Raw genomic sequence first — 13,993 nt, 5'->3', positions numbered from 1 at the left:
CGCGCCCCGCACGCGTCGGTCGCGCCCCCTTTCACGCCTGAGTTCCACCAGACGGACCGCCACGCCATGAAATCCGCCTTGCGTTTCCATGCCCTGCTTATGATCGTCTGCGCGGCCCTGGTCGGCTGCGGCGGCGGAGGCGGCAGTTCGTCCGGCTCGTCCGGCTCCGGCTCGACGCCGTCCGCGAGCGCGCCGACCAGTTCCGCGAGCGCGCCGACTCCCAGCGCGAACGTGCCGCAATCGACCACGCCCAACGTGCAGCCGGTCACGGTCGGCGTATCGCCCGGCAATACGCGCAACATGCTGATGACGAGCGTCACCGTCTGCCAGGCCGGCACCGGCAACTGTGCGACGATCGACGACATCCAGGTGGACACCGGCTCGAACGGCCTGCGCATCCTCGCATCGGCGCTGCCGACCACCCTGTCGCTGCCGACCATCGCCGCGGGCAGCGGCGTAAGCGCCGAATGTGCGGTATTCGGCAGCGGCTACGCGTGGGGCTCGATTCACACCGCGGACGTACGCATGGCTGGCCAACAGGCGTCATCGATTCCGATCCAACTGATCGCCGACAGCGCGCTGCCCGGCGCACCCGCCGACTGCGCGAACTCCGGCGGCGCGTCGCTGCTGACCGTATCGAGCCTGCACGCGAATGGCATCCTCGGCGTGGGCCTGTTCCCGGTCGACTGCGGCAACGGCTGCGCGAACTCCGCGTTGCCGCGCTGGTACTACAGCTGCACGACGAGCGGCTGCAGCCCGACCGCGCAGCCGCTCGCGCAGCAGGTGACCAATCCGGTCAGCAGCTTCCCGCTCGATAACAACGGCGTCGTGATCGACCTGCCAGCCGTCGCCGATGCGGGCGCGGCGAGCGTGTCAGGCTCGCTGATCTTCGGCATCGGCACCCAGTCGAACAATATGCTCACGGGCACGAACGTTCTGAGGGCGAACTCGGCGACCGGTTACGTGACGACGAACACGGGCGGCCTGACCTATGCGGTGAGCTATCTCGACAGCGGCTCGAACGGCCTCTTCTTCCACTCGACGCAGTTCCCGTTGTGCGGCTTCTGGTACTGCCCGACTTCGACGCAGTCGGCAAGCGCGTCGATCAGCGGCATCGATGGCGTGTCGAGCACGGTTTCGTTCGACATCGCCAATTCGAACACGCTGTTCTCGTCGTCGAACAACGCGTTCGACAATCTCGCCGGCAATTCGAGTCTGGGTTTCGGCTGGGGCTTGCCGTTCTTTTACGGCAAACGCATTTACACGGCGATTGCGACGCGCAATACGTCGGCCGGCCAGGGACCGTATTACGCGTTCTGAGGGTTGCCTGGGTTGGATGCGCAGCGACGGTGCGGCGCGCGGCTGCGAACTCAGCCCGCCGCGCTGGCCGGTTGTGCTGCCGGCGTGGCCAGCTGCGGCGGCGCGAGCCAGCGGAATACGTCGAGCTGTTCGCCGTGGAATGTGCACTCGGCGGCGGCCGGCGTGCGGACTCTCGACGGCTGGGCCGGCTTCGCGGCCACCTTGGCCTCGGAGGCCGCTTGCGACGCCGATGCCGTGAGCGGCGCGGAAGCCGCGGTCGCGGACGCGCTCACCGCATGCTCGATGGTCCCCTCCACCACGACCCGCGAGCCGCGAATCGCGGCCCCGCGATGCGTGACCCGCAGCCGATCCGACGACATCCCCGACGACGGCTCGGCCAGCTTGCTGCGCATCAATTGTTCACAGGCGCTCGAGTTGCGGGTGACGATGGTGCAGGCCGGCAGCAGCGCCGCGGCGCTCGCGAGACAGGCGACAGAGAGAAGGCGAATCTTCATCGATATTCCGTTGTTCGAGGTCCCGGCCATTGTAGCCGCTTGACCTTGACGCGGCGCATCGGCATCGTGTTGGCCGGCCGCCCGGTTGCCCACATGGCGCGGCGAATTCCAAGCGACTCCCTCCGGTAACGATTCCGGCTTCTTCATGCTCAGCCTCGTCCTGCTCGCAATCGTCGCCTATGCCGCGACCAATATCGACAACCTGTTCGTCCTGCTCGGCTTTCTGGCCGAAGCGGGCGCAAAACGGCGTCGCGTGGTCGCGGGACAGTACGCGGGATCATTGATCCTCGTCGCCGCGGCGCTCGTGCTCGCGGCCTTGCTCACGCGCCTGCCGGCCGGGTATGTCGGCCTGCTCGGCTTGCTGCCGATCGTCGTGGGACTGCACAAGGCGTGGCAGCGCTTCGGTTCTGGCCACGCACTGAATAGGGATAGCGAGGACGGCCGTACAAGCGCTCCGCCATCCATTCGCGGCTCATCGAGCTGGACCGTCGCGAGCGTCGCCATCGCCAACGGCTCGGACAACCTCGCCGTCTACGTGCCGCTGTACGCCAGTCATACACCCGCCGAGAACGCGCTGGTTTCGCTCGTGTTCATCGTGATGATCGGGCTGTGGGGCGCGGGCGCGGCATGGCTCGTCGACCATCCGTTGCTCGGCGGGCCGATCCGGCGGTACGGCTCGGCGGTGCTGCCGCTGATCCTGTTCGCGATAGGCGTATCGGTGTTGTTGAACAGCGATACGCTGCGGCTTTTGTCCGGCGGGTGAGCAACGCGGGGCTCGGTCGAAACACTGTCCAGGCGTCGACGAAGTCAATTTGCCGGCCGCAGCGGTTGCACGTAAGTACGCACGCCGGCCAGCGGCGCGCCATAGCCGCCCGCGCTCGGGTTGTTCGGCAAGCCGTTGACCAGTTGCGCGCGAGGATCGGTCGGATTCAGATTCAACTCGCCCGCCTGCTGGTTGCCGTGCGTCGGATACTCGCTGCCGAGCGCCGCATGTGGCATCAGGCGCGTGCTGTTCTGCGGCGCGTGCATGTCGTTCTGCGCGCTGAGCCCCTGCGCGCCGGCCTGCCCGACGAACCCGCACGCCAACGCCGCGCACGCGCCGATCCTTGCGACAGCGGATATCCGCGCTACTCGTTTCATGTTCGCCTCCTGCTCAGTGAATTGACGATGCCTCGTGAGCTCACCCGTGAATCGAACGCGGCACGAGCACACTGCGTGCCCTTGACGCAATCTCAATAATATGTTCCCATTGCGCACTATGTACCGCGCCCAGACCACCCTATCGCTACTACTAGCCCGCTCTACCGGGCTAGGTCTGCTGCTGCGCGCGTCCGCTTCTCTCTGATACACCGAAGCATCGCTTGAATCCCCAGTAACTGACCCAGCCCCGGTTTCCGACCGGCGGCCCAGTATCGCGTTTTCGTCGTCCGGTCGACACCCGTTCCACGGTCTCTCCCTCGGATGATGAAAATGTTGAAAAACCCCGCTACCAAGTACCGTTCGTTCAAGCCGATCAATTTGACGGATCGCCAGTGGCCGTCGCGCACCATCACGCGCGCGCCGATCTGGATGAGCACCGACCTGCGTGACGGCAACCAGGCGCTGTTCGAGCCGATGAACGCCGAGCGCAAGATGCGCATGTTCAAGACGCTGGTGCAGATCGGCTTCAAGGAAATCGAAGTCGGGTTTCCGTCAGCCTCGCAGACCGATTTCGACTTCGTGCGCGAGCTGATCGAGGGTAGCCATATTCCCGACGACGTGACGATCGAAGTGCTCACGCAGGCGCGCGACGATCTGATCGAGCGTACGTTCGAATCGTTGCGCGGCGCCCCGCGCGCGATCGTCCACCTGTACAACGCGACCGCGCCGGACTTCCGCAAGATCGTGTTCGGCCTCGAAAAGAGCGGCGTGATCGAACTCGCGCAGAAGGCCGCGCGCACGGTGAAGCGCCTCGCCGACGCGCAGCCGGAAACGCACTTCACGCTGCAATACAGCCCGGAAGTGTTCAGCGGCACCGAACTCGAATTCGCGAAGGAAGTCTGCGACGCGGTGTTCGACATCTGGCAACCGACGCCCGAGCATAAGGCGATCGTCAATCTGCCGGCCACCGTCGAAATGGCCACGCCGAACGTCTACGCGGACCAGATCGAATGGATGCACCGCAATCTCGCACGCCGCGATTCGCTGATCGTCTCCGTCCATCCGCATAACGACCGTGGTACGGCCGTCGCCGCCGCGGAGCTCGCCGTGATGGCGGGCGCGGATCGCGTCGAAGGCTGCCTGTTCGGCAACGGCGAGCGCACCGGCAACGTCGATCTCGTCACGCTCGCGTTGAATTTGTACACGCAAGGCGTCGATCCCGAGCTCGATTTCTCGAACATCAACGAAGTCGCGCGCACGGCCGAGGAATGCACGCAGTTGCCGATCCATCCGCGTCACCCGTATGTCGGCGATCTCGTCTTCACCGCGTTCTCGGGCTCGCACCAGGACGCGATCAAGAAGGGCTTCGCCGCGCAGAAGCCGGACGCGATCTGGGAAGTGCCGTACATGCCGATCGATCCGAGCGACCTCGGCCGCACCTACGACTCCGTGATTCGCGTGAACAGCCAGTCGGGCAAGGGCGGCATCGCATATCTGCTCGAGCAGAGCTACGGCGTTGTGTTGCCGCGCCGCCTGCAGGTGGACTTCAGCTCGGCCGTGCAGCGCTTCACCGACAACAGCGGCCAGGAAGTCACGCCCGCGCAGATCTGGGAACTGTTCCAGCAGGAATACGTGCGCACGGCCGAGCCGGTCCGCTACATCGGCCACAGCCTGTCCGAGCATGACGGCCGCGAGCACATCAAGCTCAACGTCGAAATCAACGGCACGCCGCGCGTGCTGACGGGCGCAGGCAACGGCCCGCTCGACGCGCTGATGCACGCGTTCGACGTGCCCGTGCGCATCCAGCACTACGAGGAACGCGCGCTCACGCAGGGCGCCGATGCGCGCGCGATCGCGATCGCCGAAATGGCGGGCGCCGATGTGGCCGGCAGCGCGTTCGGCGTCGGTGTCGATGCGAACCTGATCACCGCGTCGATTCGCGCGGTGATCAGCGGCGTGAACCGCGCGTATGCACGCGTGAACGCGGATGCACAGGAGCGTTTCTTCGACGCCGCGCTGAGCGACGCGACGGTGTGAGTCCTGAGTCTGCCGCGTTGAACGCGCGTCCCGCCACATGTTCAACGGGCTGATGGCAATGAAGAAGGGGTGTCTCGACGACACCCTTTTTTTTTCGTGAATTTGTCCGCGTCACCGCAGGCCGAGATTCAATGAAACACGTCGCGGCCGAAGTACTTCAGCGAAATCCGCTGATAGGTACCGTCTTTTCTCATGCGGGCGAGCGCGTCGTCGATCGCGACGCGCAGCTTCGGATTGCCCTTGCGGATCAGTACCGCCGACTTGTCGCTGCTATCGGGCGACGTATCGACCGCGACGACCTTGATTCTCGCGTCGGGCACGCGCTTCTTATAGTCGAGAAACGACAATGAATCGTTGACGGTCGCATCGACGCGGCCCGTGACGAGCAGATCGATCGATTCGTCGAAGCCCTGCGCCGGAATCACCTGCGCGCCGTGCGCTGCCGCGATCCTGCCGACGTTGCTGGTCAGCGTATTGGCCGACTTGCGGCCGTTCAGGTCATCGAAAGATTTGATCGTTGTATTGTCCGATGCGACGATCAGCACCGCGTGCGACGTGATATACGGGTCCGAGTAATCGTATTTGAGCTTGCGCTCGTCGGTGATCGCGACCTCGTTGATCACCGCGTCGTAGCGGTTGACGTCGAGACCGGCGATCAACCCATCCCATCTGGCTTCGATGAATAGCGGCTTGACCCCGAGACGCTGCGCGATCGCGCGGGCGAGTTCGACGTCGAAGCCGGTCAGCTTGCCCGTGTCGTCGTGATAAGTGAACGGTGCGTACGTGCCTTCGGTGCCAATCCGGAACACGCCCGCTGCCTTGATCTGCGCGAGGTCGTCGGCGCTCGCCGGATGCGCCAGCACGGCCTGCAATAGCGCGAGCATCGCGAGTGAACGAATCGGCTTCATCGGACGGCTCCGTCTGAGTGGCTGCGCAGGTGGCGGCCGGCTGCGTGGGCCGACTGTAGCAAACCGTCCGCGATTTTCAAAGCGTCGCGCGCGCGATCAGTCCGTCAGTACGTCAGTACGTCTCCAGATGCAGCCGCCCTTCCCGCTTCAGCTTCGCCCACAACGCTTCCCAATCGAGCTGATGCTGCTCGCCGATGTCTTTGAGCGCCTGCAGCACGCCGTCCTCCATGCCTTTGAGGCCGCACACGTAGATATAGGTGTTGTCGTCCTTCAGCAGGTTCGCGACGTCGGCCGAACGTTCGCGCATCGCATCCTGCACGTAGCGCTTCGGCTGTCCCGGCGTGCGCGAAAACGCGAGCGTGGTGTCGATGAAGTCCTTTGGCAGATTCGTCAGCGGTCCAAAGTACGGCAGCTCCTCCTTGGTGCGCGCGCCGAAGAACAGCATCAGCTTGCCGGTCGCGCCTTTGAGGCGCTTGCGCCGGCGGTACTCGGTCATCGCGCGCATCGGCGCGGAACCGGTGCCCGTGCAGATCATCAGCAGATGCGAGTTCGGATGATTCGGCATCAGGAAGGTGCTGCCGAACGGACCGATCACGTTGACGACGTCGCCCTTCTTCAGATCGCACAGATAGTTCGAACAGACGCCGTCGATCGCGTCGCCGTGCTGCTGCGACACGCGCTTCACAGTCAGCGACACGTTGTTATAGCCGGGCCGCTCGCCATCGCGCGGACTCGCGATCGAGTACTGGCGCGCGTGGTGCACGCGGCCGTCGGCGGCGGTGCCCGGTGGCAGAATGCCGATCGACTGGCCTTCGAGCACCGGAAACGGCATCGAGCCGAAGTCGAGCACGATGTGATGGATGTCGCTCGACGTCGCGCTGTCGGTGAGCCGGTAGTTGCCGACCACCGTCGCGGTCGTCGGCGCCTTGTGCGTGTACAGATTCACGTACGGCTTCGCAGCCGACCACGGCGGCACGACCGCGCCGCGCACGGTATCGACTTCGAGGCCGTCCGCTTCGTCGGAACTGTCGCCCGCGGCGGACGGGGCCGCCGTTTCTTCAGCCGGCACCGCCATCGTGTTCTGCTCCGGCAGCACGTCCCATGTGAACTGCTCGTCGATCGGATACGCGTCGGCCTTCAGCACCGTGCGCCAGTTGTCGATCGCACCGGTCGGGCAAGGCGGCACGCAGGCCATGCAGCCGTTGCAGACGTCGGCCTTCACGACGTAGTTGTTGTCGTCGTGCGTGATCGCATCGATCGGACAGGTCTCTTCGCAGGTGTTGCAGCGAATGCAGATCTCCGGATCGATCAGATGTTGCCGCAGCACTTCGACCGATACTGGGCCGTTCATGACTTCCTCCACCTGGCAATACGGCGCGCGCGTGGCGTGCCATTCGTGCTTCGCTTGCTTCAGTTGAAGCGCACGTATTCGAAATCGACCGGCTGACGGTTCACGCCCATCGCAGGCGGCGCGATCCAGTTCGCGAACTTGCCCGGTTCGGCAACGCGCCCCATCAGCGAAGCGACGAACGCGCGGTCTTCCGGCGTGGCGAGCCACTTCGCTTCGTTGGCGGCCCATTCGGCTTCGCTGATGACGCGCCCCTCGGGCGACACCCGAGTGCCCGCGAACGTGCCGATCTGCCGGTTGAACGCCTTGTGCGGCACCGTCATGCGAAAGTCGATGCCGGCCTTCTCGAGCACCTTGTTCCAGCGCCCGACGCCGGAGACCGAGTCCTTGATGTAATCGTCGCGCAGCACTTCGTTCATCGCGTTGAGCATCGGCACTTCGCGCTCGACGAGCTTGCCGTCCTGCACGTCGAGCAGCTTGTAGCTATGCTCGTTCAGGCGATGATCGTCGTCGCGCTTGCCTTCCTCGTAGCGCCCCTTCAGGCCGGAGCTATAGAACGTCGCCGCGTTCGACGAATGATCGGCGCCGAACAGGTCGATCGTGACCGAGTAATGGAAGTTCAGATAGCGCTGGATGGTCGGCAGATCGATCACGCCGGCTGCGCGGATCCTGGCGACGTCGTCGGTGCCGAGTTCGTTCATCACCTGCGCGGTGCGCTGGATCACGCGCGACACGCCCGATTCGCCGACGAACATATGATGCGCTTCCTCGGTCAGCATGAACTTCGTGGTGCGCGCGAGCGGATCGAAGCCCGACTCCGCGAGCGCCGACAGCTGGAACTTGCCGTCGCGGTCGGTGAAGTACGTGAACATGTAGAACGCGAGCCAGTCCGGCGTTTTCTCGTTGAACGCGCCGAGAATGCGCGGATTGTCTTCGTCGCCCGAGCGGCGGCCAAGCAAGGCTTCGGCTTCCTCGCGACCGTCGCGGCCGAAGTAGCGATGCAGCAGATACACCATCGCCCACAGATGACGGCCTTCCTCGACGTTGACCTGGAACAGGTTGCGCAGATCGTACAGCGACGGCGCGGTCAAGCCGAGGTGACGCTGCTGCTCGACCGAAGCCGGCTCCGTATCACCCTGCGTGACGATGATGCGGCGCAGGTTCGCGCGATGCTCGCCGGGCACGTCCTGCCACGCGGCCTCGCCCTTGTGCTCGCCGAAGTGGATCTTGCGATCCTGTTCGCCCGGCGTGAGGAAAATGCCCCAGCGGTACTCCGGCATCTTCACGTAGTCGAAGTGCGCCCAGCCGCCCGCGTCCACGCTGACCGCGGTGCGCAGATACACGTCGTAGCTGTGCGAGCCTTCCGGGCCCATATCGCACCACCACGACAGAAAGTTCGGCTGCCACTGTTCGAGCGCGCGTTGCAGCGCGCGGTCGTCGGCGAGGTTGACGTTGTTCGGAATCTTTTCGCTGTAGTTGATCGAGGACATGGTCGGTTCCCTGGGTCAATTCCCTGTTCGGAAGCTGCAGTGCGAAAGGCGCGTATCGGCAGGCGGCGTCGTTTAGTCGGTGTGAGCGCGATGCCGATTACACGCGCGACACATCGAATTGCGCCTTGCTGCCCTTGCCGTACACCTTGAGCGCACCCTTGTCGCCCACTGCGTTCGGCCGGTTGAAGATCCAGTTCTGCCAGGCGGTGAGACGGCCGAAGATGCGCGTCTCCATCGTCTCCGGCCCATTGAAGCGCAGATTCGCTTCGAGGCCGGTCAATGCATCGGGCGACATCGCCGCGCGCTCTTCGAGCGCGATGCGGATTTCGTCGGCCCAATCGATATCGTCCGGCGACGCGGTGACGAGACCGAGGCGCTCGGCGTCGAGCGCCTTGACCGGCTGGCCGATCAGCGCGCGCACCGCGTCGAGGGGCCCGGCTTCCTCGTAGAAGCGCCGCGCGAGCCGCGATTGATGCGTGACCATCGGATACAGACCGAAGTTGACTTCCGACAGCGTGATCGACGGCTCCTCGTCCTCGTTGTCGGGCAGCGCCGCCATGTAGGTGCGATCGGCAGCGAACGCGAGTTCGGCGAACGTGCCGGCGAAGCACGAACCCGGCTCGATCAGCGTGAAGATGGAACGCGACGACACGTCGAGGCGCGCGAACGTGCGGCGCAGCATGCCGATCGTTTCGCGCACGAACCAGTGATCCTTGTGCCGCAGCAGCGTCGCATCGACGGCGAGCAGGTGGCGGGCGTCGCCTTCGGTCTTGAACACCCAGGTGCCGATGTCGAGCGCGTTGGTGCGCATCGACAGGATCGCGTCGTCGAGTTCACGGGCGAATTGCAGCGGCCACCAGTTGGCGCCGGCCGCGACGATTGCGGCCAGGTCGGTCGGTTGCTCGGTGCGCGGCGCGCGCGCGGTGAAGGTCGCCACACGTTTCGCGCGATCGATGGTCACGTCCACGGTTTGATAGCCGAGGCCGTCTTCGCGATCCGTGCGTTCTATGCGCGTGAGCGCGACGCCCTTGGCATCGGCCGGACGATCGCTGTGCGCGCCGAGTTCGAGCGCGCGCGCCTGAATCGCCTTCTCGAACTGGTTCGGCTTCACGACTTCGTCGACGAGACGCCATGCCTTCGCACGCTCGCCACGCACACCCTCGACCACCGTGCAGAAAATATCCGCGCGATCGTGGCGCACCTTCCGTTTATCGGTCACGCGCGTGAGGCCGCCGGTGCCGGGCAGCACGCCGAGCAGCGGCACTTCCGGCAGTGACACCGAAGAGGAACGATCGTCGATCAGATAGATTTCGTCGCAGGCGAGCGCGAGCTCATAACCACCGCCCGCGCATGCGCCGTTCACCGCGGCGAGAAACTTCAGCCCCGAATGGCGCGACGAATCTTCGAGCCCGTTGCGCGTTTCGTTCGTGAACTTGCAGAAGTTGACCTTCCAAGCGTGCGACGACAGTCCCAGCATGAAGATATTCGCGCCCGAGCAGAACACCCGGTCCTTCAGACTCGTCACCACCACCGTGCGGACTTCCGGATGCTCGAAGCGAATCCGCTGGATCGCATCATGCAGCTCGATGTCGACGCCGAGGTCGTACGAATTGAGCTTCAGCTTGTAGCCGCCGCGAATGCCGCCGTCCTCGGCAATGTCGATGCCGAGCGTCGCAACCGGGCCGTTGAAGCTCAGCTTCCAGTGCTTGTACTGCGACGGCTCGGTGCGGTAGTCGACCGGCGCGGCCTCGGCAACGACGGTAGGTGCTGTGGACATGGGGCGTCTCCTGACTGGACGATGCAATCTGTTTTTTTTGAACAATAGTGCATCAGCATACCAGCGTAAAGCACTTTAGTGCATTTTTACGGGGAAACCCTGGCGCTCCCGATCGGTCAGTTCACGCGCGCTTCGTCGGGCGCTTCCGCCGCGAGACGCGCGGCGAGACGGTCGCGCAACTGCAGGTACGCATCGGCGAGCGTCTTTTCGCTGGTGTCGAACGTCATGTCGGCGCGCCCGTACAGCTGCGCGCGCCCGGCAAGGATGCGTTTCAGGTCGTCCATCGCCTCGCGGTTGCCGGACATCGGCCGCAGATCGCCTTGCGCGACGACGCGGCGCATATGTTCTTCGGGCGTCGCCTGCAACCACACGGTAAAGCAGTGCGACAGCAGCACGTTGAACGTGCCCGATTCCGACACGAGCCCGCCCGGGGACGCGATCACCGCGCGCGAATGTTCCTGGATCACCGCCTCTAGCGCGCGCTGCTCGTAGCGTCGATACGCGCTCGCGCCGTATAGCGAATGAATCTCCGACGGCGGACAACCCGCGAGCTGTTCGATCACGCGCGTGAGTTCGATGAACGGCACCTTGCGCTCCTGCGCGAGCATGCGTCCGAGCGTCGACTTGCCCGCGCCGCGCAGACCGATCAGCGCAATCCGGTCCTTGCGATGTGGGTCACGCGGCGCCTGCGCGAACATCTCCGCGAGCGCGATGCGCGCGCGCTGCAGCGCCGCCTGGTCGCGCCCCTGCAGCAGTTCGCGAATCAGCAGCCATTCGGCCGACGCAGTGGTTTCGTCGCCGATCACCTCGGCGAGCGGGCAGTTCAGCGCGGCCGCGAGCTGCCGCAGCACCAGCACCGACGCATTGCCGACGCCGGATTCGAGATTCGCCAGATGCCGCTCCGACAAACCGGTTTCGGCCGCCAGCGTCTTGCGTGTCATGCCGCGGCGAGCGCGCAGCAAACGCACGCGCTCGCCCATCGCGGTCAGGAACGGGTCGCGTTCTTCGCGATCACCGCCGCGTTCGGCCGCGCGGTCACCCGCGCGCTCGGTGCGTTCGGCGCGGGCCGCGTCGCCGTCGGTTGCGTCCAACGGTGCGGGGGGGTACTTTTGGTTCATGTTTTCCGAGCTCGTGACTACGACATATGTACTATAGTGCTTGACACGCACCAGATGAACGGTTTAATTTTCGCCAAAAGCTGATCCAATCACAAACAGTCGCGCGCCGCCCTGGCATTCCGGCCGCGTCACGGAGACGGCGCCGCACCACGCATGCACCAAAGTTCAGGGGGCCGGCCATCCGGGGGCCGGCCAACCGGCCTGCGTGAGCGCGCTTCTGGAGGCTCGCATGTCCGCACAGGAATTCCAGCGCCTGATCGCAGGCGTCACTGGGCAACTCGCCGGGCGGCCGCTCGACGCCGCGCTCGCCGACTGGCTGAACGACACCTGGCCCGCCGACAGTCCCACCTTTCACGAACTCGCGAACGCATGCCGCACAGGCGTCGCCGAAGGCTGGCTGTGCAACCGCGAGGCCGGCGGCATCCGCTACGGCCGCATCTTCAAGGCGTTGCCCGACACGCACGGCTTTTCCGTCGACGTCGTCGACATGCAGGACATTGCCGGTCCGCACCACGTCCATCCGCACGGCGAGATCGATCTGATCATGCCGCTCACCGAAGGCGCGACGTTCGACGGCCATCCGGCCGGCTGGTGCGTGTACGGCCCCGGCTCCGCGCATCGGCCGACCGTCGCGAACGGCCAGGCGCTGGTGCTGTATCTGCTGCCGCAAGGGGCGATCGAATTCACGCGCGCTTGAGCCGCGAGCGGCCAGCATCGAGCGGATCACGCGCACACAAAAGCCGGACCGCGTCCACGGACGGAGGAGACATATGGAAGCCCTGCTGGAAACGAGCGCGCGCGAGCCGGTTGCGCCGCCGCCCCCACTGTTCAACTTCGCGAGGCATCTGTTCCAATTGAACGAAGCTCGCGCGAGCAAAGTCGCTTATATCGATGACCACGGCGCGACGACTTACGGCGAACTCGAACAGCGCGCTCGGCGCTGCGCCAGCGCACTGCGTGCGCTCGGCGTGCATCCCGAGGAGCGCGTGCTGCTCGTGATGCTCGACACCGTATCGTTGCCGGTCGCGTTTCTCGGCGCGCTGTACGCGGGCATCGTGCCGGTCGTCGCGAACACCTTGCTGACCGCCGCCGACTATACGTGCATGCTGACGCACAGCCATGCGCGCGCGGTGATCGTGTCGGAACCGTTGCTATCCAACGTGACGCAGGCGCTGAGCAGCATCGACGACGACGGCTGCCACCTGATCGTCTCGCAGCCAGACGCTTCCACCGGAAAGCCGCTCGGGGCGCCCCACTTCGAAACGCTGGTCGATACCGCCACACCGGCCGTTAAAGGCTGTGCGAGCAACGCGGACGACATCGCCTTCTGGCTCTATTCGTCGGGCTCGACCGGCAAGCCGAAAGGCACCGTCCACACGCACGCGAATCTGTACTGGACCGCCGAGCTGTATGCGAAGCCGGTGCTCGGCATCGTCGAGAGCGACGTGGTGTTTTCGGCGGCGAAGCTGTTCTTTGCGTATGGGCTCGGCAACGCGCTGACGTTTCCGCTGTCGGTCGGCGCGACCGCGATCCTGATGGCCGAGCGCCCGACCGCCGACGCGATTTTCACGCGCCTCGTCAAGCAGCGCCCGACCGTGTTCTGCGGCGTGCCGACCTTGTACGCGAACATGCTGGTGTCGCCCAATCTGCCCGCACGCGCCGACGTCGCGATCCGCGTGTGCGCGTCGGCCGGCGAGGCGTTGCCGCGCGATGTCGGCGAACGCTTCACCGCGCACTTCGGTGCCGAGATTCTCGATGGCATCGGCTCGACGGAAATGCTGCACATCTTCCTGTCGAATCGCCCGGGCGAAGTCGAATACGGCACGACCGGACGCCCCGTGCCGGGCTACGAAGTCGAGTTGCGCGACGAAGCTGGGCGGCCAGTGCCCGATGGCGAAGTCGGCGATCTGTTCATCAAAGGGCCGAGCGCGGCGCTGATGTACTGGAGCAATCGCGAGAAAACGCGCGCGACGTTTCTCGGCGAATGGATCAGAAGCGGCGACAAGTATCGGCGTCTCGCGAACGGCTGTTACGTTTACGCGGGCCGCAGCGACGACATGCTGAAAGTAAGCGGCCAGTATGTGTCGCCAATCGAGGTCGAGATGGTGCTCGTCGCGCATCCGGCGGTGCTCGAAGCGGCGGTGGTCGGCGTCGATCATGGCGGACTCGTTAAAACGCGCGCATTCGTCGTACTCAAGCGCGACTTCATGCCGTCCGATCTGCTCGCAGATGAACTGAAGGCCTTCGTCAAGGAACGGCTCGCGCCGCACAAGTACCCGCGCGATATCGTATTCACCGACGATCTTCCGAAAACCGCCACCGGCAAGATTCAACGCTTCAAGCTGCGCGAACTGTCATAGG

The 13,993-nt window shown here is 65.0% G+C and carries 12 protein-coding genes; 5 read left to right on the top strand and 7 right to left on the bottom strand.

Features of this window, described 5'->3' with window-relative positions; genetic code table 11:
- The first annotated feature begins 66 nt into the window (after positions 1–66).
- A complete protein-coding gene (locus tag G5S42_RS18335; protein WP_176108109.1) occupies positions 67–1,320 on the top strand; it encodes a DUF3443 domain-containing protein in 1,254 nt (417 codons plus the stop codon).
- 50 nt (positions 1,321–1,370) lie between these two features.
- Here the strand turns inward: G5S42_RS18335 and G5S42_RS18330 are convergent, their stop codons facing one another.
- A complete protein-coding gene (locus G5S42_RS18330; RefSeq protein ID WP_176108108.1) occupies positions 1,371–1,814 on the bottom strand; it encodes a hypothetical protein in 444 nt (147 codons plus the stop codon).
- Positions 1,815–1,959: 145 nt separating this feature from the next.
- Here G5S42_RS18330 and G5S42_RS18325 point away from each other — a divergent pair, with 145 nt between their 5' ends.
- Positions 1,960–2,577: a cadmium resistance transporter gene (locus G5S42_RS18325; RefSeq protein WP_176108107.1), complete on the top strand. Its 618-nt coding sequence runs from the start codon at positions 1,960–1,962 to the stop codon at positions 2,575–2,577.
- Positions 2,578–2,621: 44 nt separating this feature from the next.
- Here the strand turns inward: G5S42_RS18325 and G5S42_RS18320 are convergent, their stop codons facing one another.
- Entirely contained in the window at positions 2,622–2,954 is a 333-nt protein-coding gene (locus G5S42_RS18320) for a hypothetical protein (RefSeq protein WP_176108106.1), read from the bottom strand.
- Positions 2,955–3,284: 330 nt separating this feature from the next.
- Here G5S42_RS18320 and leuA point away from each other — a divergent pair, with 330 nt between their 5' ends.
- Positions 3,285–4,991 carry a 2-isopropylmalate synthase gene (gene leuA, locus G5S42_RS18315; protein ID WP_176108105.1) on the top strand — a complete coding sequence of 569 codons (1,707 nt, stop codon included), beginning with the start codon at positions 3,285–3,287 and terminating at the stop codon, positions 4,989–4,991.
- Positions 4,992–5,119: 128 nt separating this feature from the next.
- Here leuA and G5S42_RS18310 read toward each other — a convergent pair whose 3' ends face one another.
- From G5S42_RS18310 to G5S42_RS18290, 5 genes are all read right to left on the bottom strand, one after another.
- The gene (locus G5S42_RS18310) at positions 5,120–5,899 is read right to left on the bottom strand and encodes an amino acid ABC transporter substrate-binding protein (protein ID WP_176108104.1); all 780 of its coding nucleotides are present in this window, start codon (positions 5,897–5,899) and stop codon (positions 5,120–5,122) included.
- Positions 5,900–6,011: 112 nt separating this feature from the next.
- A complete protein-coding gene (boxA, locus tag G5S42_RS18305) occupies positions 6,012–7,250 on the bottom strand; it encodes a benzoyl-CoA 2,3-epoxidase subunit BoxA (RefSeq protein ID WP_176108103.1) in 1,239 nt (412 codons plus the stop codon).
- 59 nt (positions 7,251–7,309) lie between these two features.
- Positions 7,310–8,737 (bottom strand): benzoyl-CoA 2,3-epoxidase subunit BoxB, encoded by a 1,428-nt coding sequence (gene boxB, locus G5S42_RS18300; protein WP_176108102.1) that lies wholly within the window; start codon positions 8,735–8,737, stop codon positions 7,310–7,312.
- 97 nt (positions 8,738–8,834) lie between these two features.
- Positions 8,835–10,514, bottom strand: a complete 1,680-nt coding sequence (gene boxC, locus G5S42_RS18295) for a 2,3-epoxybenzoyl-CoA dihydrolase (RefSeq protein ID WP_176108101.1) — start codon at positions 10,512–10,514, stop codon at positions 8,835–8,837.
- A gap of 116 nt (positions 10,515–10,630) precedes the next feature.
- Positions 10,631–11,632 carry a helix-turn-helix transcriptional regulator gene (locus G5S42_RS18290; protein WP_176108100.1) on the bottom strand — a complete coding sequence of 334 codons (1,002 nt, stop codon included), beginning with the start codon at positions 11,630–11,632 and terminating at the stop codon, positions 10,631–10,633.
- A 229-nt stretch (positions 11,633–11,861) separates the two neighbouring features.
- Here G5S42_RS18290 and G5S42_RS18285 point away from each other — a divergent pair, with 229 nt between their 5' ends.
- Complete coding sequence (locus G5S42_RS18285) at positions 11,862–12,329, top strand: DUF4863 family protein (RefSeq protein ID WP_176108099.1); 468 nt, start codon at positions 11,862–11,864, stop codon at positions 12,327–12,329.
- 73 nt (positions 12,330–12,402) lie between these two features.
- Positions 12,403–13,992 (top strand): benzoate-CoA ligase family protein, encoded by a 1,590-nt coding sequence (locus tag G5S42_RS18280; RefSeq protein ID WP_176108098.1) that lies wholly within the window; start codon positions 12,403–12,405, stop codon positions 13,990–13,992.
- Position 13,993: the final 1 nt, after the last annotated feature.

Origin of the sequence: Paraburkholderia youngii (assembly GCF_013366925.1) — a bacterium.
GTDB lineage: Bacteria > Pseudomonadota > Gammaproteobacteria > Burkholderiales > Burkholderiaceae > Paraburkholderia > Paraburkholderia youngii.
This window is presented reverse-complemented; position numbering and strand designations above follow the sequence as displayed.

Bases quoted from the DNA above. Each gene is read 5' to 3' on its own strand.
- G5S42_RS18280 (WP_176108098.1), top strand. From the start codon at position 12,403: ATGGAAGCCCTGCTGGAAACGAGCGCGCGCGAGCCGGTTGCGCCGCCG.
- G5S42_RS18335 (WP_176108109.1), top strand. From the start codon at position 67: ATGAAATCCGCCTTGCGTTTCCATGCCCTGCTTATGATCGTCTGCGCG.
- G5S42_RS18290 (WP_176108100.1), bottom strand. From the start codon at position 11,632: ATGAACCAAAAGTACCCCCCCGCACCGTTGGACGCAACCGACGGCGAC.
- G5S42_RS18285 (WP_176108099.1), top strand. From the start codon at position 11,862: ATGTCCGCACAGGAATTCCAGCGCCTGATCGCAGGCGTCACTGGGCAA.
- leuA (WP_176108105.1), top strand. From the start codon at position 3,285: ATGTTGAAAAACCCCGCTACCAAGTACCGTTCGTTCAAGCCGATCAAT.
- boxC (WP_176108101.1), bottom strand. From the start codon at position 10,514: ATGTCCACAGCACCTACCGTCGTTGCCGAGGCCGCGCCGGTCGACTAC.
- G5S42_RS18310 (WP_176108104.1), bottom strand. From the start codon at position 5,899: ATGAAGCCGATTCGTTCACTCGCGATGCTCGCGCTATTGCAGGCCGTG.
- G5S42_RS18325 (WP_176108107.1), top strand. From the start codon at position 1,960: ATGCTCAGCCTCGTCCTGCTCGCAATCGTCGCCTATGCCGCGACCAAT.
- boxA (WP_176108103.1), bottom strand. From the start codon at position 7,250: ATGAACGGCCCAGTATCGGTCGAAGTGCTGCGGCAACATCTGATCGAT.
- boxB (WP_176108102.1), bottom strand. From the start codon at position 8,737: ATGTCCTCGATCAACTACAGCGAAAAGATTCCGAACAACGTCAACCTC.
- G5S42_RS18320 (WP_176108106.1), bottom strand. From the start codon at position 2,954: ATGAAACGAGTAGCGCGGATATCCGCTGTCGCAAGGATCGGCGCGTGC.
- G5S42_RS18330 (WP_176108108.1), bottom strand. From the start codon at position 1,814: ATGAAGATTCGCCTTCTCTCTGTCGCCTGTCTCGCGAGCGCCGCGGCG.